The 22,484-nt window shown below is 42.1% G+C and carries 19 protein-coding genes; 2 read left to right on the top strand and 17 right to left on the bottom strand.

What is annotated here, in order from left to right:
• The first annotated feature begins 519 nt into the window (after nt 1-519).
• The gene (locus WH45_RS21480) at nt 520-843 is read left to right on the top strand and encodes a helix-turn-helix transcriptional regulator (RefSeq protein ID WP_235338446.1); all 324 of its coding nucleotides are present in this window, start codon (nt 520-522) and stop codon (nt 841-843) included.
• A gap of 353 nt (nt 844-1,196) precedes the next feature.
• The gene (locus tag WH45_RS21475; RefSeq protein ID WP_046216469.1) at nt 1,197-2,495 is read left to right on the top strand and encodes a molybdopterin-dependent oxidoreductase; all 1,299 of its coding nucleotides are present in this window, start codon (nt 1,197-1,199) and stop codon (nt 2,493-2,495) included.
• A gap of 167 nt (nt 2,496-2,662) precedes the next feature.
• Here WH45_RS21475 and ligA read toward each other — a convergent pair whose 3' ends face one another.
• The 17 genes from ligA to WH45_RS21390 form a co-directional block, all read right to left on the bottom strand.
• Complete coding sequence (gene ligA, locus WH45_RS21470) at nt 2,663-4,684, bottom strand: NAD-dependent DNA ligase LigA (protein WP_046216468.1); 2,022 nt, start codon at nt 4,682-4,684, stop codon at nt 2,663-2,665.
• A gap of 223 nt (nt 4,685-4,907) precedes the next feature.
• A complete protein-coding gene (gene pcrA, locus WH45_RS21465) occupies nt 4,908-7,247 on the bottom strand; it encodes a DNA helicase PcrA (RefSeq protein WP_046216467.1) in 2,340 nt (779 codons plus the stop codon).
• 265 nt (nt 7,248-7,512) lie between these two features.
• Nucleotides 7,513-8,202, bottom strand: a complete 690-nt coding sequence (gene pcrB / locus WH45_RS21460; RefSeq protein WP_046216466.1) for a heptaprenylglyceryl phosphate synthase — start codon at nt 8,200-8,202, stop codon at nt 7,513-7,515.
• 217 nt (nt 8,203-8,419) lie between these two features.
• Nucleotides 8,420-9,844, bottom strand: coding sequence for an undecaprenyl-phosphate glucose phosphotransferase (locus WH45_RS21455; RefSeq protein WP_046216465.1), 1,425 nt, complete (start codon nt 9,842-9,844; stop codon nt 8,420-8,422).
• Complete coding sequence (locus WH45_RS21450) at nt 9,841-10,746, bottom strand: glycosyltransferase family 2 protein (RefSeq protein ID WP_046216464.1); 906 nt, start codon at nt 10,744-10,746, stop codon at nt 9,841-9,843. The genes WH45_RS21455 and WH45_RS21450 overlap by 4 nt, the downstream gene beginning before the upstream one ends.
• A gap of 169 nt (nt 10,747-10,915) precedes the next feature.
• Nucleotides 10,916-11,923, bottom strand: coding sequence for a glycosyltransferase family 2 protein (locus WH45_RS21445; RefSeq protein WP_046216463.1), 1,008 nt, complete (start codon nt 11,921-11,923; stop codon nt 10,916-10,918).
• A 221-nt stretch (nt 11,924-12,144) separates the two neighbouring features.
• Nucleotides 12,145-13,017 (bottom strand): dTDP-4-dehydrorhamnose reductase, encoded by an 873-nt coding sequence (gene rfbD / locus WH45_RS21440; protein ID WP_046216462.1) that lies wholly within the window; start codon nt 13,015-13,017, stop codon nt 12,145-12,147.
• Nucleotides 13,017-14,036 carry a dTDP-glucose 4,6-dehydratase gene (rfbB, locus tag WH45_RS21435; RefSeq protein ID WP_046216461.1) on the bottom strand — a complete coding sequence of 340 codons (1,020 nt, stop codon included), beginning with the start codon at nt 14,034-14,036 and terminating at the stop codon, nt 13,017-13,019. Before rfbB ends, rfbD begins: the two co-directional genes overlap by 1 nt.
• 96 nt (nt 14,037-14,132) lie before the next feature.
• A complete protein-coding gene (gene rfbC, locus WH45_RS21430) occupies nt 14,133-14,678 on the bottom strand; it encodes a dTDP-4-dehydrorhamnose 3,5-epimerase (protein WP_046216460.1) in 546 nt (181 codons plus the stop codon).
• Between the two features lie 9 nt (nt 14,679-14,687).
• The gene (locus WH45_RS21425) at nt 14,688-15,431 is read right to left on the bottom strand and encodes a sugar phosphate nucleotidyltransferase (protein ID WP_046216459.1); all 744 of its coding nucleotides are present in this window, start codon (nt 15,429-15,431) and stop codon (nt 14,688-14,690) included.
• 31 nt (nt 15,432-15,462) lie between these two features.
• Nucleotides 15,463-16,245 carry a glycosyltransferase family 2 protein gene (locus WH45_RS21420; RefSeq protein WP_046216458.1) on the bottom strand — a complete coding sequence of 261 codons (783 nt, stop codon included), beginning with the start codon at nt 16,243-16,245 and terminating at the stop codon, nt 15,463-15,465.
• A 19-nt stretch (nt 16,246-16,264) separates the two neighbouring features.
• Nucleotides 16,265-17,077 carry a sugar phosphate isomerase/epimerase family protein gene (locus tag WH45_RS21415; RefSeq protein ID WP_046216457.1) on the bottom strand — a complete coding sequence of 271 codons (813 nt, stop codon included), beginning with the start codon at nt 17,075-17,077 and terminating at the stop codon, nt 16,265-16,267.
• Nucleotides 17,077-17,850, bottom strand: coding sequence for an NAD-dependent epimerase/dehydratase family protein (locus tag WH45_RS21410; protein WP_046216456.1), 774 nt, complete (start codon nt 17,848-17,850; stop codon nt 17,077-17,079). The genes WH45_RS21415 and WH45_RS21410 overlap by 1 nt, the downstream gene beginning before the upstream one ends.
• A gap of 13 nt (nt 17,851-17,863) precedes the next feature.
• A complete protein-coding gene (locus tag WH45_RS21405; protein WP_046216455.1) occupies nt 17,864-18,838 on the bottom strand; it encodes a glycosyltransferase in 975 nt (324 codons plus the stop codon).
• Entirely contained in the window at nt 18,835-19,956 is a 1,122-nt protein-coding gene (locus WH45_RS21400) for an FAD-dependent oxidoreductase (RefSeq protein WP_046216454.1), read from the bottom strand. The genes WH45_RS21405 and WH45_RS21400 overlap by 4 nt, the downstream gene beginning before the upstream one ends.
• 189 nt (nt 19,957-20,145) lie before the next feature.
• A complete protein-coding gene (locus WH45_RS21395; RefSeq protein WP_046216453.1) occupies nt 20,146-20,889 on the bottom strand; it encodes a hypothetical protein in 744 nt (247 codons plus the stop codon).
• Nucleotides 20,864-21,547: a hypothetical protein gene (locus tag WH45_RS21390; protein ID WP_152663624.1), complete on the bottom strand. Its 684-nt coding sequence runs from the start codon at nt 21,545-21,547 to the stop codon at nt 20,864-20,866. The genes WH45_RS21395 and WH45_RS21390 overlap by 26 nt, the downstream gene beginning before the upstream one ends.
• Between the last annotated feature and the right edge of the window lie 937 nt (nt 21,548-22,484).

Genomic DNA, 22,484 nt, shown 5'->3' with positions numbered 1-22,484 from the left:
AGGCACGCCGCCAGCGTTCGTCCTGAGCCAGGATCAAACTCTCCATAAAGTGTTTGACTTGCTCATTCCTTGCTGACATTCGGTTTCCCGAATTGTTTAATTCAAATTCCATTTGTTCAGTTTTCAAGGAACTTACTTTTCTTAACAACTCTTAGATTATATCATTTTCAGAAAAGCGTGTCAACCTTTAATTTTTCTTGTTAATTTGCGATGTCTCAAGGCGACTTAAATAATATATCATATCTTTTTTAAGGAAGCAAGTGTTTTAGCAATTTTTATTTTGAGGCAGTTATGTCATACAAGCTGCGGCTTTATGAAACATCTATCAGATCACTTCTATATATATAAGGAACACCATAATTGTATCCGATTCTGTAGTTCAATCTACATTAGATGTTGTAAATTTCTATCTGAATGAATTGATGTTAAAGCGGGAAAAGCGCTGGCTGTACTATTCAGTTACATTCCGACGTTTTTCCCGTTTTGCTTATCCATGAATCAGATCTCTATGTGGAGCAGGTGAAGGATTTTATTGAAATGAACTTCTCCCAGAAGATTACGGTGGAGGATATTGCACACTTTATCGGACTGAATCGGAGCTATTTGTGTTCGTTATTTACGAAAACAACCAAGGGGAGCATACAGGACTACCTGATTCGCTATCGGATGGAGATGGCTGCCAAAATGCTGGTAAATACGGATCTTACGATCGGCAATATCGCTCGTTCGGTTGGCTATGCTGATCCTCTGCTCTTCTCCAAGATTTTCAAAAGAATAAAAGGAATGTCTCCCAAAGCCTATCGCAGTGAGTCTCTGCTTCAGGGCAAAATGCCGATAGACTGAAAGAGGAGTGAATGAGGTATAGTTCATCTTTATTTGGTCTGTACAGAATGAGTCAGCGTACCCGCGTCTATGAATTGCTGTTGTCCAGTTTATTCTCTCGCGTTCTTCTTGATGAAAGGTTTATAATAAATTTTAGATATTAGCTTAACTTTGTATATCAGGTTTTGAAAAGTTCCAGATGGTATGAACGCTGCATTTGTACGAATTGGAAGATATTTTTTGATCTATTTTCAACATGGCTGCGAATATGCTGATAAGGTGTATTTTGCTCGTGGAACATCCATATAGAATGTTCGTCTGAACACCATTATATGATTTCAGGCGGATAACCGATCTTGAAGGGGGAACGATAAATGGGACGCTGGATTGCTGCAGTACAAAAGGGATTTGGCAAAAAGCTGGTACGGCTGCACAGCTGGAACGCCTGGCTCGTCGCACTGCTCGCCATTACGGGACTTGTGCTCGTTGGAGGATTCTGGCAGGAAATTCTGGGTGAAGGCAGAGTCTGGATTCGCTGGATTCATATTATTGGCGGATTGGCGCTGCTCGTGCCGGTAGTATATTATCTCTTCCTAGCCTCCAAGCACTGGAAGCAGATACGCGAGAAACCGGCTCAGAAGATGAATGTAATTCTGGTCTTTATTTTGCTGATCGGATGGATTGTGTCCGGTATTCTGCTCTGGCTGCTGCGGCAGGTAGGTCCTGCTGTCGCGAATACGGCGCTGTTTATTCATGATCTGCTCACCTGGGTAGGACTTCCTTATATCATTTACCATTCATTGACACGCACTGCCTGGCTTAAAGATCCCAAAAAGCGCAGTGTGAAGCTGTCTGAAGATCCGGTCGATGCGGTTCCTGCTGCCTCAATCGCTGCCAGAGGGAACGCTGCTGCATCAGGGAAAATGGTGCCTTCTCAGACGCCTTCTCCGTTTTATACCCGTCGTGCCTTTTTGCGTTCGGCGATCGGAATCGGTCTGGCTGTCTCTATCGGACCTACATTTGTTCGCTGGCTGGGCAGTTCGCTGCAGGGCGGAGGTTCCTGGGCAGAGATGGCTGCCAGCAACCCGAATAAAATGGTGCCGGATCCAAAACCTTTGCCTGCTTCACTGCCTCCGGAAGGTGGCGGCGCTCAGGGGGAATTCCGCGTGTATACTGTCACGCCGATTCCTTCGTTTGATAACAGCAACTGGTCTTTCACCATTGACGGACTGGTCGATCGGCCGCAAACATGGAACTGGGAGCAGTTTTTGAAATTAAAACGGACTGTGCAGGTCAGTGATTTTCACTGTGTTACCGGCTGGTCGGTGTACAAAAATACCTGGGAAGGCATTCCGCTGAATGACTTTCTGGAGATGGCCGGCGTTAAACCTGCTGCCCAGACGATTAAATTCTATTCCGGCGACGGCGTCTATACCGATTCGATTACGCTGGAGCAGGCGCAGCTTCGGGACATTATGGTCGCTGTACTGCATGACGGCAAAATCATTCCGGCTGATCTGGGCGGACCGGTACGGCTGGTCATTCCAAAAATGTATGCCTATAAATCGGTGAAATGGCTGAACCGTATTGAACTGATTGCCGAAGACCATATCGGATACTGGGAACAACGCGGTTACGATAAGGATGCCTGGCTGCCGGATAATCTGTCCTGATCCGGTTGATCAACCTACCAAAAAGACGAGATCCCTCCGTGCTGAGGCGATCTCGTCTTTTTTATAATATAAGGATTGTAGCTGTGAAGTTCATCGACTATACGGTCTATTGATGTGTTTATGAATGTACGATTTGATAGTTCTTCATCATTTCCAGCTCTATTCGACTATTCCAGTTCCAACAGCTGGCGCAGCTGCTCTTCATCTTCGATGACTTCGATGCCGAGATCGCGGGCTTTGGTCAGTTTGCTGCCTGCTTTTTCGCCGGCGATGACGATATCCGTTTTCTTGGAGACGCTGCCGGTGACTTTGGCACCCAGTTCTTCCAGACGTGCAGCAGCATCTTCCCGGGTCATCGTATGAAGTGTGCCCGTGAGCACTACCGTCTTATTGGTAAAGTAGGAATCGGCCAAGACGACAGTCGGTGTCTGCGGAACCTGTGGCTGTACGCCGAGCTGAAGCATCTTTTCAATACTGCCGCGCATCAATGGATCGGCGAAAAACTCCACGATACTCTCCGCTACAATCATGCCGATATCCGGCAGCTCGACCAGTTCTTCGGCTGTTGCATTCATAATCTTGTCCAGATCCCGGTAATGCTCGGCCAGCATCCGTGTGGTGGTCTTGCCGGTATTCGGAATACCCAGCGCATACAGGAAGGAAGCCAGATCACGGGTCTTGCTGTCCTCGATAGCCTGCAGCAGATTGCTCGCTTTGCGCTCACCAAAGCGCTCCAGCTTAACCAGATCATCAAACTGCAATGTATACAGATCGGCAGGCTCGCGAACCTGCAGCTCGCTTTGCAGCTGCGTCGCTGTCTTGACGCTGAATGTCTCGATATCCATCGCATCCCTGGAAGCAAAATGAGTGATACGTGCAACGATCTGCGGTTCACAGCCCAGCTTGTTGTTGCAGAACAGATGCGCTCCGCGCTGCTCCAGCGGGAATCCGCAGGCCGGACATTGCTCCGGATATACAATCTCTTCGCCGTCATTTTCTTCGGATACTTTACCGAGAATCTCGGGGATGACATCATTGGAGCGGCGGATATAGACGCGTGTACCAAGAGCATGCTTCAGATTTTTGCGTTCGATATCGCCGATATTGTTCAGCGTGCAGTTCTGGACGGTGACGCCAGCCAGCTCTACCGCCTCGACGCGGGCGAGCGGCGTGATTTTGCCGGTGCGGCCCACATTCCATGATACGGATTCCAGGATGGTGCTGGTCTCTTCCGCTTCAAATTTATAAGCGATCGCCCAGCGCGGGAATTTGTCCGTATACCCGAGTACTTCACGGGTGCGCATATCCGTGATCTTGACCACCGCTCCATCGATCAGATAATCGAGCTGACTGCGGCGTGTCTGAATCTCTTCCAGCTGGGCAATGACATCGTCAAAGTTCTCAAAGTAAGACACATACGGATTGACCCGGAAATGGTTATCCTTGAGGAACTGCATCATCTCCTGCTGGTCGGCAAAACGAATACCGTCCATATAGCCAATATTATAGAAATAAGCGCTAAGTCGGCGCTTGGCTGTGACTTTGGGGTCCAGATTGCGCAGCGCACCGGCTGCGGCATTGCGTGCATTTTTGAGTTTGTCCTTGTCCGAAGCGGTCTCGTTATAGGCCGCCAGCACGGACAGATTCATAATGCCCTCTCCCTGAACTTCCAGCTTGCCTTCCTTGAAAGGAATGGACAGCGGAATCGAACGGATCGTTTTGATCTGCTCCAGTATGCCTTCGCCGACTACACCGTTACCACGGGTCGCTGCCTGTACGAGCCGCCCATTTTCATAAGTCAGATTCAGGGTCAGGCCGTCGAACTTGAGCTCCACCGCATAGGTTGGCTCGGGCAGCGGGGTATCCGGGTTCTTGGTATTGTAATCATTGATCAGCTTGCGGGCACGAGTATGCCAGGTGGACAACTTCTCCAGATTTTGCGCTTTGTCCAGACTCCATAGCGGAGCCAGATGACGATGCGGCAGGAATCCTTTGAGCAGTTCACCGCCTACACGCTGTGTCGGGGAATCCGGCAGCACAACGCCGCTTTCCTGTTCCAGCTGCAGCAGACGGTCATATAATGCATCGTATTCCTTATCATCCACCAGCGGCTCATCAAGGGTGTAATAATGATAACTGTAATTATTCAGCTCGGCGACGAGCTTTTCCATTTCGTTCATCGGGTCCATGGATGGCATCTCTCCCGTATCTAATATGTAAGTCGCCTATCGTCCTGCATACAGACGACAGAGACTCGGTTGTTTTATTTCAGTCATGCACATATATCCCCGTATTCGAAAAAATAGAACCGAATCACCAGGTATCCGGTTCTATTAAAAGGGTGTATTACACTTTCCAGTTATATGTCACATCATCGAAGTTCACTGCCACTACAGGCTGTTGAACCTCGCTTTATTCCACTTTGGTAATCGGAGCAAAGCCTGCCAAGAGACGCTTCAGACCGGTCGGAGCCGGGAAAGCGATCTGCAGTTCCATATCATTGCCAGTTCCTTTGACAGCGACGATCGTACCGATTCCCCATTTGCCATGGGACACCTTGTCGCCTGCCTGGAATCCTTCACCGCTGCCGCTGGCTGCCGGCTTCGGTGCCGAGCCATTGCCGCTCGTTACCGTTACGCCCGAAGAAGTCGGCGTCTGGCGTGGCACCGCACGTGCGGAAGATCCACTGCCAAATGCAGTCGAGTTATCCCTTTTGCCGCCAAAGCTGCTGGTTGATCCGCCGAATCCACGGCTTCCGCCTCCATAGCTGCTGGTACCGCCACGACGGTAATTGTTTGGTGCCACTTTGGTATCTTCCTTGTACTCTTCCGGAATCTCTTCCAGGAAGCGTGATGGCGGGTTCGCCGTAGTGCGTCCGAACAGTGTACGCATCTGGGCGCAGGAGAGGAACAGCTGCTTCTCCGCCCGGGTAATGCCTACATAAGCGAGGCGACGCTCCTCTTCCAGCTCGTCATTATCCATAAAGGCACGGCTGTGCGGGAAGACCCCTTCCTCCATACCGATAATGAAGACGGTCGGGAACTCCAGACCTTTGGCACTGTGCATGGTCATCAGTACGACCGCGTCCTCCTGCTCCTCCGGCTTGTCTCCTACGGTATCGATATCCGCAATCAGAGCCAGATCGGTCAGGAAGGCGATCAATGATTTGTCTTCGTTATTCTTTTCAAATTCCATCGTTACCGACAGGAACTCCTCGATATTCTCAACGCGCGCCTTGGACTCCAAAGTATTCTCACGCTGCAGCTCCACACGGTATTCCGACATTTCCAGAATCTTCTCGGTCAGTTCGGTTACCGACAAATAATCCACCATCTGGTGCAGGGCAGCGATCATATCGTAGAACTCCACCAGCGCATTGCGTGTACGACCGGCAAAGCCCAGGTCATCGACAATCTCCAGTACTTTGAAAATCGAGATGCCGCGCTCTGTCGCAGCCGCAGCGAGCTTGGCCACACTCGTATCACCAATCCCACGCTTGGGCACGTTAATGATACGCGTCAGGCTGATATCATCATCCGGATTGGATAACAGACGCAGATAAGCGAGCAGATCTTTGATCTCTTTGCGATCATAGAACTTGATGCCGCCGACAATCTGGTACGGAATATCCGACTTGATCAGAATTTCCTCTATAACCCGGGACTGGGCATTCGTCCGGTACAAAATGGCATGATCCTGATACGGTCTGCCCGTTTTTACACTTTTGTGAATCTCCGAAGTGACAAAGTATCCTTCATCATGTTCGGAATCGGCGCGGTACACTTTGATCTTGGCGCCGCCTTCTTTGTCGGTCCACAGTTTCTTCGGCTTGCGGCCGGTGTTGTTGCCGATCACTTCGTTCGCAGCGCTCAGAATATTGGAAGTCGACCGGTAATTCTGTTCCAGCAGAATCGTCTTGGCTTCCGGGTAATCTTCCTCAAAGTTAAGGATATTGGTAATATCCGCTCCACGCCAGCGGTAGATCGACTGGTCGCTGTCGCCGACTACGCAAATGTTATGATGCGCATCCGCCAGCATTTTACAGAGCATATACTGTGCACGGTTGGTATCCTGATACTCATCGACATGGATATAACGGAATTTCTTCTGGTAAAACTCCAACACTTCCGGTACTTCCTTGAACAACTGAATCGTCGTCATGATCAGATCGTCAAAATCGAGCGAGTTATTGGCACGCAGCTTGCGCTGGTACATGGTATATACTTTGGACGCCAGACCTTCAAAATAATCCCCGATCTTCAGCTCATACTGGGCAGGTGTGACCAGTTCATTCTTGGCAGCGCTGATCATCGCCTGAACGGCTTTAGGTTCGAATTTCTTGGTGTCCATGTTGAGATCCTTCATACAGGAGCGGATCACGGACAGCTGATCGCCGGAATCCAGAATGGAGAAATTGGACGTAAAGCCGATCCGTTCGATATCTTTGCGCAAAATCCGTACACACATGGAGTGGAACGTGGATACCCAGATCTCGCGGCCCTCGCGGCCGACCAGCTGGGAGACACGATCCTGCATCTCGCGGGCAGCCTTGTTGGTAAAGGTAATCGCCAAAATGCCCCATGGAGAGGATTTGCGCGAGTCGATAATATGGGCGATCCGGTGGGTTAGTACTCTGGTCTTACCACTGCCGGCACCTGCCATAATGAGCAGCGGTCCATCTGTAGCGAGCGCGGCTTCTTTTTGTCTGGGATTCAGGCGGTTGATTGCATCCTGTATATTTACAGTCGTCATGTAGAAGTCTTGCCCCTTTCTGCGTGGAAATTAGAATATGGAAAATAAACGATCAGGCGATCCGGCTGCTGCCGAAAGCCTGTATATGTTGAACCATGTCATGTGGTGTATACAAATGTGAGCGTGGATGATAAGTCAGGTATGGTTAAACGTCAATGCTATTTGCTGCCTGAATAAAAGGATTATTGCCTGTTCATGCGATCAAACTGCTGTCTGGTGCATCAAATAGGTGATACCTATTCGTATAGTCATCGGTCAAAAAAGATCAATTCTTCACTGCGGCTACCGTCGTAAGAGCACTGTCGATATCTCTGTACAGGCTGTTGCCCACAATGATTGTATCACAGACCCGGCGGGCTGTTCTGGCGCTGTCTGCATCATGAATGCCTCCGCCATAAAACACTCTGGCCTCGCCGGCAGCACGCTTGATATCCGCTGCAAGCTCCATATCGCCAAAGCGTCCGCTGTATTCGATGTAAATGATCGGCAGCTTCAGCAGCCGGTCAGCCGCCTGCGCATAAGCTGCAGCCCGGTCTCCATCGATCGAAGTCAGCGCATCGGTCAGTTGGGCTACAGTGGAATCGGGATTCAGCACAATGTAGCCTTCCGGCATAAGCAGTTCCCATGGAATCAGATGGCTGTACTGCTCAATCGCCTGTACATGCTGCCCGAGCAGCCATTTCCCATGATCGGTATTCAGCACCATCGGGATCATATACAGATCGAATCCGGGTACAACGGCTTCCAGATCGGATACTTCCAGTACGCAGGGAAGTTCATACCTGCGGACACGGGACATCAGATCCACCGTATTATCATAGGTTACACCGGATGAACCACCAATCATGATCGCATCGGTACCGGACAGGCAAATACGATCCAGATCTTCGTCCGAGATCAGACGGTCAGGGTCCAATTTGAATACGTGCTGCCACGCTTTGATTTCATCTCTCAACCTTCATTCCTCCGTCTTTCTGCAACCTTCAGAATAAGTCTATGACAGTGGTTGTACAGTGTCAATTTTTTGTTCGTATTTCATGGGAACAAAATGATATTATACGATATTTGGCAGCGGGTTTGCACCTTAATTTGCAAATAAAAATGCCCCGTCTGTTCAAACGGGGCATTTCGGTACAGACCGCATCCATCAGGCCTAGTGCCTGCAGCTGATCTCAATACGCATTTTTGTTCATAAATCCATTGCGGATCGTTTTGAAAATAATCTTGATATCGAATAACAGCGACCAGTTCTCGATATAGAAAATGTCGTGGTTAATCCGCTCTTCAATCGATGTATCCCCGCGCAGTCCATTGCTCTGCGCCCAGCCGGTAATGCCGGGACGGACATGGTGCTTGACCATGTATTTGGGGATTTCCTCGCGGAACTGCTCCACGAAGTAAGGACGCTCCGGACGCGGGCCGACTACACTCATATCGCCGATCAGTACATTGAAGAACTGAGGCAGCTCATCCAGGCTCGTACGCCGGATAAAGGAACCAAACTTGGTTTTGCGCGGATCATTGGCTGTCGTCCAGCCGGTATCGATTTGTCCTTCCGGGATCACCCGCATGGAGCGGAACTTGAACATCATAAATGTACGACGGTTCAGTCCGACACGCTCCTGCTTGAAAATGATCGGCCCAGAGGAAGTCAGCTTCACCCCGATCGCTACGAACAGCATAATCGGTGAAGTGATAATAATGGCAGCCAGTGAAAATAAGATATCAAACAGCCTTTTGAAAATACGGTTGGCTGCAATATCCAGCGGAATATCCCGCACATTGATCATCGGCATACCCGCAAAGTTATCAAAATACGGACGCGCCGGCAAATAATCGAAAAAGTCCGGTATAATCAGCGTACGCACGCCGGCCTTTTCACATTCGGCAATAATGAGCGGATACTTATGATGTGCATCCAGCGGCAGTGCCAGAATAACTTCATCGATCATCATCTCATGCAGTTTGTGGCCCAGATCGTCGATCTTGCCGAGCACAGGCTTGTACTTCTTCGATTCAATCCCATCAAATTCACGATAATCATCAAGAAATCCTACAATCTCATAGCCCATTTCCGGGTACTGCAGCAGATTGTCGTAGAAGCGCTTGCCGAGCGAACCTGCTCCGAGAATAAGCACAAACTGCTTGTTAAAGCCCTTCTGACGGGCACGTTTCAGTCCAAGCTTGATGATGTAACGGTAGCCCATAATGAGCAGCAGATTCATCACTACATACAGCAGCAGATAGTAACGCGAGATATTGATTTCTTTGAAGAAGAACAATGCCCCAAGCAGGATAAAGATGCTGACCGCATGAGTCTGTATAATTTTGAGCAGCTCATCCGCAAAGCGCTTTTTGCGCTTGGGCGAATACAGACTGCTCATCGTTCCAATCAGAATGGCAATCACGCCGTAAATCAAGCTCCATTTGCCATATGTCTCAAACGGCAGTGCACCATAGCCTGCTGTTGGACTATCGTAAGGAAGAATGTCACTCTGGAATTTGATAAACCAAGCAATCAGAAAGGAAATTTGAATCACAGAGAAATCCGCCAGAATATACAGTCTGGTCAAAAAATGCTGATTTTTGCGGATCACGTATGGACTCTCCTTTCCGAATCGGATACCGGCGCCGGGTGGGCGCGAAGCAGTTTATTTTTGAGTAGGGACATCATGAGTTTGACACCGATGCCCGTGAAGACAATGCCGTTGGTAATGAACGAATACTTTTGACGATAATGCTTGCGGTGAAACAGCCACATCGCCCGGTGGAACTCGTAGATGATTTTGAAAGGCTTGCGCCGGCTGCTGGCACCTTTGTGATGCACGATGAATGTATCGGCACAGTAGTGAATCTCCCAGCCCGCTTCCTTGATCCGGTAGCACCAGTCGATATCTTCCCCATACATAAAGAACTCTTCATCCAATCCACCGATCTGCTCGATCACCTCGCGGCGCACCAGCATAAACGCACCAACCAGTGAATCCACCTGATACGATTCATCCGGGCTCAGATAGCCCAGCTGGTAACCGTTGAACCGTGGATTATCCGGGAACATCTTCGAAAAGCCAAAAGCATAATAGAATGATGCCGAAGGTGTCGGGAATCCGCGCTTGCACGCTTTGTCCAAAGAACCGTCCGGCAGAATGATTTTGCAGCCTGCTGCACCTGCACGAGGGTGGGCATCCATGAAAGACACCATCGTCTCCAGGGTGTCCGGCTGAACGATGGTGTCGGAATTAAGCAGCAAAGTATATCGTCCCCGGGCGACCTTCATCCCGATATTATTGCCTTTGGCAAAGCCACCGTTGTCAGAGTTGGCAATAAATACAGCATCCGGATACGCTGCCGGAATACGGGTCGTTGAATCATCACTGGAATGATTATCGACGACAATAATCTCGTAGGAATACTGTGTCTGTGAATTGTATACGGATTGAATACAGTCCATGGTCAGCTGGCATGTATTGTAGTTAAGAATTAAAATGCTAACGTCCATAATAACGCTCCTGCTCTATATTGAAGACTTCTAAAAAATATGTTTATCAGCTTATTTTCCTGAAACTTTCATTACTATAATCTAATCGCATTATAGCATAGATATAGAAACAGGAGTTAGCTTCGGAAACCCAAAAAACATTTATTACCATTTATTTATTATATCCAGGTTAAATATAACCAACCAAAATCAGAAATCGAAATAATAATTGCTCTGTTAGCGATTGTCTAAATAATTTGCAGTGTCGCAAATAATGAATACGATCCATAATTGTATTTCTCGACGTAATAAATTGATTAAGCTGATTAGTCATTTCTTTATCGGATATACTGGAACCATAAATTCGTTTGAATTCTTTCGCTTGCTTGACGAGCAGCTTTTTATCTCCTTTGTGTTTAAGGAAACTGTTCCACTTCTTTTTTACTTTCTGATAAACGGTCCACTCTCCGCCAACAGCATTTCCACCATGTTGGCGGTAATAAATGGATGGACTATGCACAAAGTGAATTTTCCCAAAACATGAGATAACTAAATACGCCCACCAGTCATGCATTTGTATACAATCAATATTTACCTCTTTCCTAGTGTTTACAAGCAACTGTAAGGCAGAACGGTTAAAGGATACCGTCGCTCCTACAGCGATATTCTGAATAAGTGCATTATAAAAAGAAGGCTTCAAATGAGGCATTCCTGGCCAGATTGCAGTCGGATTAAGTTCTCCATCCGTAAGCTGAGTATCCGTACAGATCAATGAAGGTAGACGATCGGTAAGATAGTTATTTTGTACCAAAAACTCAGGTATCTGATTATATAGAGATTTGGAGTCTCTTTCCATATCCGATAAAAGCTGGACTGCCTGCTGTGCTTTGTGTGGCATCCATACATCATCCTGATCACAAAAACAAAAATATTCAGATTCCTGATTGGCCTGCTGCATCAGAGTCCAAAAACTAGGAATCACACCAATGTTGTCTCCTTGTATTAATTTAATAAGTGTAGGGTACATTTGTTCATATTTAGCTAATATAGAAAGGGTGTTATCACTTGATCCATCGTCACGAATCAAAATATGAATAGGTCTGTACGGTTGTGACAGTATACTATCCAATTGTGCTTCGATATATTGCGCTCCATTGTACGTAGACATAAGAACTTGCAGCATCCCATTCTGGTTCATAACCATACCTCATTTTTCGAAAAATATATGTACATGACTTGGTCTAGTAAGGCATCCTTGCTATTGCATAGTGATCTAAACTTCGCCTGATATGCATTATACACAACAACTAGAGTGTCTGATATCAATCCTAACCAAAAAGTTGAATGATGATCCTGTAACCGATCATCATTCAACTTCTGGTTTAATCTATTTTATTTATCATCTGCGCTGTAAATTTTTCACTTTATACCATTTTTATATTCTTCCAAAAATGCTTTCAATCCATCCTGCCAGGAACGGATATCTTCAAAGCCGTTTGTACGAATCGATAAATGCTCCATTACTGAATTGGCTGGACGTGGAGCAGGTCTTGGAAAGTCAGCAGTTGTACAGGGCTCAATCTTGGCTGTAATGGATGCACCAAGAATTTCCTTGGCCTGTGCAAAGATCTCCCCTGTAAACTCGTACCATGTACAAGAATCACTGTTGGATGCATGGTAAATACCATATTTTTCTGTCAGCATGAGTTCAGATATGAAATTCGCTAAATCAACGGTATACGTTGGCGAACCTTTCTGGTCATGAACTACTTTTAATTGGGGTTTTTCCTGTCCCAGCTTCAGCATCGTTTTGACAAAGTTATTGCCATGCATACCATATACCCATGATGTACGCACGATAAAGTAACGGCTGCATAGGGATTGAGTCAACACTTCACCTGCACGCTTGGACTTGCCGTAAATACCCTGTGGATCAGTATTATCATATTCATGGTAAGGAGTATTTCCCAGTCCATTAAATACATAATCCGTGCTGATATAAACTACCTTGGCCTGTACCGCTTCGGCGGCAACTGCAATATTACGGCTGCCTGTCGCATTTACCAGATAAGCACCATCCACATCTGTCTCGGCTGCATCTACCGCTGTATAGGCAGCACAGTGGACAACCACATCCGGATGAAACTGACCAATGACCTGCTGACACTGCTCCAGATCGATAATGTCCAGCTGGCTGCGATCACAGCCTAATACAGTATGTCCTTTGCGTTTCAGTATAGCTACGGTATCAACACCAAGTTGACCAGAAGCTCCGGTAACCAGTACTTTCATTATTTCTCACCCAAACGGCTACCATACTGCTTTTGGTAGTATGCCTGGTATTCACCTGATGCAATACGAGCCCACCACTCTTTATTATCCAGGTACCACTGGATAGTAGCTTTGATACCCGATTCAAAATTGTGTTTTGGCTTCCAGCCAAGCTCAGTCATTGTTTTTGTTGGATCGATACCATAGCGACGGTCATGTCCAGGACGATCTTCTACATACTTAATGAGCGATTCCGGTTTGCCCAGTTGCTCCAGGATTGTTTTAACAATATGAATATTCGTACGCTCATTGTTACCGCCGATATTGTATACTTCACCATCGCGTCCATTATGGATGACCAGGTCAATTGCACTGCAGTGGTCTTCTACATATAACCAGTCACGAATATTCAACCCGTCTCCATATACAGGCAATGCTTCATCAGCCAATGCACGTGAAATGATCAACGGGATCAATTTCTCTGGGAATTGGAATGGACCATAGTTATTGGAGCAGCGAGTAATGTTTACAGGCAGACCAAATGTTTCATTATAGGCACGCACTAGAAGATCGCCGCCTGCTTTACTTGCAGAATAAGGACTGTTTGGAGTTAGTGGAGTCTCTTCAGTAAACAAGCCGGTTTCACCGAGTGTACCGTATACTTCATCTGTGGATACTTGAACAAATTTGGTGATATTGTGCTTTTTCGCTACATCCAACAGCACCTGAGTGCCCAGTACATTTGTTTTTACAAATACATCCGGTTCCAGAATACTGCGGTCTACGTGAGACTCTGCCGCAAAATTGACGATGATATCTACTCCTTGAGATACCAGTTCATCCATTTTGGCTGTATCGCCGATATCAGCTTTAACAAATGTGTGATTAGGATTGCCTTCGATTGATTTGAGGTTTTCCAGGTTGCCCGCATAGGTTAGCGAATCAACATTGATAATTTGGTATTCGGGATGTTCACGCAGCATGTACAGTACAAAGTTGCTGCCAATGAATCCGGCGCCACCGGTAACAAGTAGTTTCATAAAATAGCCTCCTGTAATCAGTGAATAAGATTCAGCAAAGGTGCTGAATCTTATTCTTTCCAAATTGATATTTTAATATATTAGACATATGATGTCTTAAAAATTAATGTCTGCATCTTTTAGTAACGGATGACGTGTATCTTTATCAGAAAGTATTGGCTTATCTATAGGCCAATCAATTCCGAGCGCCGGGTCATTCCAGAGAATACCACGGTCATGTTCCGGTGAATAATATTCATCCACTTTATACAGAACTTGTGTATTGGGGACGATTGTACAGAATCCATGAGCAAACCCTTGAGGAACCAGCAGCTGACGTTTATTGTATTCACTCAGAATAAATCCCTGCCATTGTCCGAATGTTGGAGAATCTTTCCGGATATCGACAATAACATCGTAAATAGCCCCTGAAATAACACGTACCAACTTGGTTTGAGCTTTCGGATTTAACTGATAATGTAATCCTCGCAGTACACCAGGTTCAGCAGAAAGCGACTGATTATCCTGAATAAATTTGTAATTGATACCCAGATCATGCATTATCGTTTCATTGTAACTCTCCATAAAGAAGCCTCTATGATCCCCATGAACAACAGGATCCAGCAGCTTTGCTCCTTGAAGTTGTAGATCAATAGCTTTCATAATGGCCTCCTATAGCTTCAACTTACCGAATTCTTCACCGAATGTAATATCTTTTGCCAGTTCATTCGCTTTAGCCAGAGATGCATGAGTACCTGCATCGGTCCACCAACCTTCAAGAATATCAAAGGAAAGCTCACCACGTTGGATATAGGCGTTATTCACATCGGTAATTTCCAATTCACCGCGTGCAGACGGTTTTAACGTTTTTACAATATTGAAGACATTGCTATCAAACATGTAAATGCCTGTTACAGCATACTCGCTTTTAGGCATTTTTGGTTTTTCTTCGATAGAAACGATATGCTCTCCATCCAATTCGGCTACACCGTAACGCTGCGGATCGTGAACCTTTTGCAAGAGCAGCTTGGCACCTTTTTGTTGCGTACGGAAATTCTCTACGAATGGTGTAATATCATCTTCAAAGACATTGTCGCCCAGGATAACTGCCATTTGATCATCCCCAACAAAATGTTCTGCCAAATCAAGCGCTTGAGCAATTCCGCCTGCTTCGTCCTGCACCTTGTATGTAAAGGTTACACCCATATCATGACCGCTACCAAGCAGGTTTACTACATCACCCATGTGGTCTTTACCAGTTACGATAAGAATGTCTTTAATACCAGCTTGTTTTAGTTTTTGTACTGAATAAAAGATCATTGGATATTTACCAACAGGCAGCAAATGCTTGTTTGTTACTTTAGTAAGGGGATACAAGCGCGTACCTGTTCCCCCTGCAAGAATAATACCTTTCATAAAAAAACCTCCCAAATTCTAATGAACTCTATTAATTAGGATCATACTTATTGAATGCTAATCCTAATAGTATCTTAATCAGCAACAAATTTCCACGGAACGGACTAATCTTTGTAGGCACTTTTCCAATCGGATATGAACGTTTTACAGGAATTTCCTTTACTTTATAGCCCAGTTTTGGAGCTTTAACTGATAAATAGGCCAATAGCTCATAAGTGTCAAAAATAGCACGAAAAGGCTGAAGCTTTTCATCTTTTAAAAAACGAACTGAATGAGCACGGAATCCATTCGTAGTATCTGTATAATGAAACCCAGAAAGTAGCGAAATAACAGGAGCATGAATCAATTTAATAGCTAGTTTTCTTGAAAAAGGAGTATTAATTTCTTCCCCACCTGGCACATATCGAGAACCTTGTACAAAATCATATCCTTGATCAAGCTGGTCAATAAAGGCCGGAATTGATTCTACACTATCTTTGTTATTTCCATCCACTGTAATGACTCCCTCATACCCTTCTAACAGGGCATAAGCAAATCCCATTCTTAGTTGTGCACTCAATTTACCGGTATCTCTCTTGATCAATAATGTTCTTACATTCATAGACTTAAGAAATTCATCATTCAAAGAATTATCTGTACTTCCTCCATCTAGAATGATAATATCTGCTTTGTTTTTCAAATCAGGCATTCGTGCCAGTTCTTTTCTAATTTTCTCGCCTTCATTAATGACAGGAATACATATGCAGTACTTGCTTGACTTTGAAAAAAATTCTTTAGTGTCATATTTAGGGATTTGCCAATTATCTTGCACCATTAGTTATAGTTTCTCCACTCTATTTATAAATTCTTGTCACAAAATCAAGAGCACGTTTTACACTTTCTTTGTTGGAATCCATTAATCCATTTTTCATCTCAATAGATATCCATTTTTCATACTGATTAGAAATCAAAGCTTCAGCAATAGATTGATGATCAGTTTCTTGAGATCCTATTAAATTTAGAAAAGGTTCACTTACATGGAAATGTGCTAAATATGGCATCGATGTTTCAATGGTTTGAGCATAATTCTCATTATTCATTGTCATCACTGCTGCATCCAAATGCAACTTAAAACCAGGGTGATCTATTGCCTTGATTAAATCAATTGCTTCATTTGTATTCGTGATAAAATCACAACCATATTCTTTGGCATTAGGCTCCATACAGAATATTACATTGTGCTTCACTGCCTTTTCGCCCAATTCATGAAAAAAGGGAACTGCAATATTCATTTGTTCTTGTTTAGAAATCATACCTGTATAGCGATTTTTAGGAGAACCAAAGACTAAAATCGTGGTACCAAATACTTCAGCAAGTTCAATAATTTTAAAAAGATATTGCTTTAATCGTATCCTTGTTTTTTCATCTTGAAATAAGACTAAATCTTTTTGTCCAAATAAAAGAGATTGCATCGCTACAGGCTCAATCCCATGTTTAAGCCATCCATTTTTATATAATAAAGCTTCCTCCATATTATAATCTGCTGGTATGTCCCAAACCTTAGTAGGTGCTATCTCAATACCATTAACAGAGAAACTTTTTAACGTATCAATAATTTCCTGCTCTTCTTCTTTAGCCCAAGCGATATTAGAAATAGATAAATTCATTATTGTTCACTCTTCTTTGATTTAATAAAATCAGTGATTTCCTGAAGAACCTGTTCCTTGCTTTTAAAATAATTAGGTCCATCGCCAAATTTTTCTGCATGATTACTAATCATATTATAGCGAACTGGCGGTTTTTCTGTTATATTTTTAAACTCCATATTCAGTGAATGCTGTGCAATTTCAAATGCTGTTACTGGAGCAGTAGCAAAATTAATTAAAGTTATTTGTTCATGCTTGGCTTTTAATATATCTTTCCAAAGATTTTTCATATTATAAAACTGGAAACTGCTATCTTTATGAGTAAGATCAAAACGATTATCATGAATCAAATCATATATAAAATTTTTTTTCAATCCTTCTCCAAATAAACCTGGCAGGCGTATAATCAAATGATTCTCAAACTGTTCTTTAACAAATTCTTCTAGATAAAAGCGATGCCGACCATATGGGTCAGTAGCTGTTGCATCAATTACAGTATTCTCATTTACATTATATGGATGGCAATATACATCAACTGTAGAAATCAACACAAAATATTGAGCTTTAACTTCTTTAAGACTGTCCATGAGTACGTTTAAATTATTTATATCTGCTTCCGGTTCCTGATTAGCCTTCCATTTAACTGCTGGGGCAGCTGCACAAACAATTAAATCATATTCTTTACCATAAATTTCAGAAATATTTTTGGAATTGTACAAATCATCAAATGTGGTTTGCATGAGTAAGGTACTTCCTACAAATCCTGTATAGCCAAGCAGTGCACTATTTCCCATAGATTTATTCCTCCTAATGTCCAGATACCTTGTTTTCTTCTTTGAATTCGGGAATCGGTCTTCTTTTTTCTTTATACATTTCTACAGAGGCAGCACTATAAAAAGGACGATTCTGAGTCTCAATGAGAATTCTTGCAATATACTCGCCCAGAATACCAATAATAAAGAATACACCTGCAAAACCAAAAGAAATAAGAATCATTAACGTAGTCCAGCCTTCAACTACATACTTATTGAAAAAGTAATTATAGAGAGCATATCCTCCCATAAAAATTGAGAATAAAAAGAAAGCAATCGATAAATAATGAGATAGTTTTAATCCAGCATTTGAGAATGAAACCAATGCATCAATCGCCAGCGCAAAATTCTCTTTATTCATTTTTTTTGAGTTTACTGTTCGATCAGGTTTATAAGTGATTAATGTTTTGGAGTATCCTGTAAATTCGTACAAAGCTTTACGATAACGAACTTTCTCTTTTAAATTTAACATAGCATTTAAGGCTCTTCGAGTAACCAGACGTATATTTTCAGTGGATAAAGATAGTTGAAGGTAGGACATGCTATTTAGTAACTTGTAGAATATTTTTGATTTCCATCCTGTTTTTCCTGTCGTTGCTGCTACAATATCATATCCTTTGCTCGTTGCAGTCTTATACATTTCATATAACAACTCAAAAGGATAGTTTACATCAACAGATTCAACTTCGAATACAAAATCTCCAATCGACTTATTAAGACCTGCAAGCATAGCTGCTTCAACCCCATGCTTTCTTGATAAGTTAATAATAGTTGTATCTCCATGAAGATTTTTAATTGCATCACGTGCTTTTTCGATAGTTTGATCGCTACTCGCATCATTCACTAAAATTAATTCATAATTTTTAAAATGTGTACTAATAACCTGATCCATGTTAATGAGTGTGTTCTCAATAACTTTGGAATTATTATACGTATACATCACAATCGATACAAAAACAGGTTCTTTCACAGAACTTCCTCCAAATCATATATCGTGTTAAATTTCCCTGAAAAAACAGAAATGAACATTGGATCTTCTGTAAACTGTTTGATTACCGTTGGGCGAGAATCATCTAATTCCGAAGCACTTACCAATGCTTTAACAGCAAAAAGAGATTTTTGGTAACTGATCTGTATATCAGGTACAAGATATTTTTTGGCTAGTTGATTCATTCGAACCCATGCAGTATCTGGTTGAGCAAAACAATGATTGCAATTCATTAATTGGGATGAAGTGCAGTCTTTATTGTAATTCTGGCATGAGAACTCTGGAAGTGCACTTATAGAAGCTTCATGCGGTGTATGACCCACAGAAGTTAATGAATGATAGCCACTATCTCCAAATGGCATAAGAGAAAAGAAAGGACCATCCATTACTGTAATACCTACATTTTTAATGTTTTTTGAAACATGTGTCATAATCACTTCACAAATTTCATATTTCGTTTTGAAGAGATCCATATCAAACTTAGACAGAATTTGATTAATACTAGCATATGTGGCATTTAATACTTTAGGAGCAGTAATTATTGAATTGTCCTTAAAATACATATGAAATACATGATCATTCATTGAGGTATGACTTAATTGTTTTTCATAAAAAATTGATACGTTTTTAAATTGAGAAAGCTTGTCTGTATACCAGTTACGTATAATATTTGCATCATAAGTGTATTCCAAGCTTTCAAATGTCGCTTCCACCATACCCTCATTAAAGTATTTCCGGCTACTTATTTCTGAAGCAGGAATATTTACATACTCGCAAAACTTTAGAAATTGCTCGGCATTGGTTAAAGAATCATGGGCAGAGATCGCATATACTTTAAGAAATCTATCATTAATAGCAAAAGAAAAATCTTTTACAAAACGCTCATAATAATGAGCAGACTTCTCAGCTGTTGAGACACTTCGTGGATAGTGATAACCATTATGAACACGAGCCTGATTTATAAAACTGGCTCTCTGTAGAGCAGCAGAATCAAATTCTATAACAGCTACTTTTACATCTTTTTGGGCTAATACATGGGCTGCATAAAGACCATAAATCCCAGCTCCAAAAATGACATAGTCAAATTCCAAAATTTTCATTTCCCTTCCCTTATATAGAATAGAACTTGCATACACAAACTATAACCGTCTCATATAATACCATTCTACATTAATAAATCCTATCTAAAATCGATTATGTCACTGTTTGTATTTAAATATCTTAATTGTAGCAAGTCATGAAAATTAAAATAAACATGTATTTCATTCATTAGAGGTTTAAATACAGAACTAAGCGATCAAATCTAGATCAGTTAACAGAAATAAATTTTGGCTATCCGGTAAGAAATAAGCAGCTTTATCGATCTTTAAATTTGTTCCGCTACTAAACCTGATTTGCTCCACTTGATTCGTCCAAAATTTATAATCTGTGCTTAGAAGAACAGCATACAAATGCTTACCAGGAGAAGTATAAAATGAAAATCCACCTTTTACTTCTTCTTTTTCTTCATTCAACAAATCAAGGTACACTTCTTGCTGATTCGCACTATCTATTTCCATCAAGAAATAAACATATTGATTTGTGCTTTTAATATTTGTAGCTGGCCAAAGAACTTTAGTAGTTTCAATTGATTTAGATAAATTGGGGAGGTTAATATATTTACTTTTATCTTGAGTAGCCCATAACATAGGAATATAGCCTAACTTTCTTTGCCATACTTCTTTTTGTTCATTAATGAGTGTCAGACCCTGAGTAATTTTTATTTTTTCTAAAACAATACGGTGAACATCTGTATCCAATTGAAGATTAGCTGGCATGTTAGGCAGTTCAATTTCAATGCTTCCCTTTGTATTTGGTTCAACAGTAAAGGTTTTTGATTTTTCTGTATTAAAAGATTCCCATTCGTTAAATATATAAAACAGCTGTAATTGACCTGAAGAAGAAGCGGAATAATCAATACTAATTTTTATTGGAAGATGCTTATTTCCCGACCAATCGCCAATTCCCTTATTCTGGATATTCGCCGATAGCATAAGCTAATGATGATGCATCTTCAACTTCAGGATAAGCCCAGTTCTGATTAGACATAACAGCATTTAGAAAGTCAGAAATCCGTTCAAATGGAGAAACATTCTTCCATAAACACAAGAATATAAATACAAGGAGAGCAGCAGCAACATATAATATACCTATTACAAATAACTTGATAATGCTTTTTGTTTTATAATTAAAAAACAAAAACGCTGTATATGTGCAAAGTCCTGCTTCTAGAGCCGCTATTCCAATATCTAATTTGTACAAGCAAAGTAAAGAGGCAACTATGCAAAAATTAATGAACTGTTTAGTTGTAATTGTAGACGATGTTTTTAATTGCTTGATAACAACTAATATCATCCAGCCCACCAAGATAAATGTATTATCAAATAAATTGGTTAATAAAGGAAAGGTCAAGATAAACAAAAAAGCATACGTTTCTTTTATCATGAGACGTAATACGAGATACAGGATGAGAACATTAAAAACTTCAATATAAGAATTGTATAAAAAAGCTGCCCATGGTTCATATCCGTTTAATACGCTATATAAGTATACAAACATTTGATATGCCAACATATGAGCATCAAATGTTTCTATGATAGGTATACTTCCATATTTAAATAAATGATCTACCGATAACCCATGATTGGCCAACTCAAAAAACTCATTACCTACCATAGAAAATTTAGCTGGTTGTACAATGACTAAGGTAAAAGAGAGCAGGATAATAACATAAAACCACTTATATATAATACGTCGAGCTTTTTCGTTATTTCATATATTATCCTGGTTACTCATTTGATTTATTTTTTTGAAAAATAGAGTAAACGTTCTCAGTAAACTAACAAGCATGATACATGTATACATCAATAATGGCGAATGAAGGACAATATTTAAACGCTTATTTAAAATGTTGCAAATTTCCAATGCAATAGATTGAATAGCAATAGTACCTAATAAAGGCAGAACAGAGATAGACAATGTATATCTAAATGCTTCTTCGTTTCTACCGGTCATCCCTTCTATTACTGCAGTAGCTTTTTATGCAACAATAGTAAAGTTAATGCAAGTGAAAACCATATAATCGTATAACATAGTCCGTCTATGGATACCTTTGAGTCCTTCAATAGGTTAGGCGAAAACATAGAAAAATCATTTAAGCTTTTAATAACATACCATACATAAAAAGAAAGGGGAGCGCAAGACAAATATAGAGTAACAAAACAAATCGCTTAAACGGATTCCTTTTATTTATAAGCAAACTTATCCAGGATAATATAATAATACCTGCCAATAAATATATAGAAGTATCTATAGAAGAAGAAAGTATATTACCAGCAATAACAACAAAGCCGATTAATGAGCATCCTTGAATAAAAGAAATAATTGGTTGGGAACTATCTTCTTTTTGGAATTCGTCCCTATAAAAAAGCTTATATAGAATGCAAAAAAAACGATAGCTAGCAATAGAGATCCAACCAAAAATATATAATAGTTATTTATCCTGCTTGATATATCAACATTTTCTATTGTTGCCCATGACATGATATGTTGGGAAAAGTTTTGAATAGGTACCTCTGTCTCTAATCCT

It is taken from the genome of Paenibacillus wulumuqiensis, assembly GCF_000971965.1.
In the GTDB taxonomy this organism is placed as follows: Bacteria; Bacillota; Bacilli; order Paenibacillales; family Paenibacillaceae; genus Saccharibacillus; species Saccharibacillus wulumuqiensis.
This window is presented reverse-complemented; position numbering and strand designations above follow the sequence as displayed.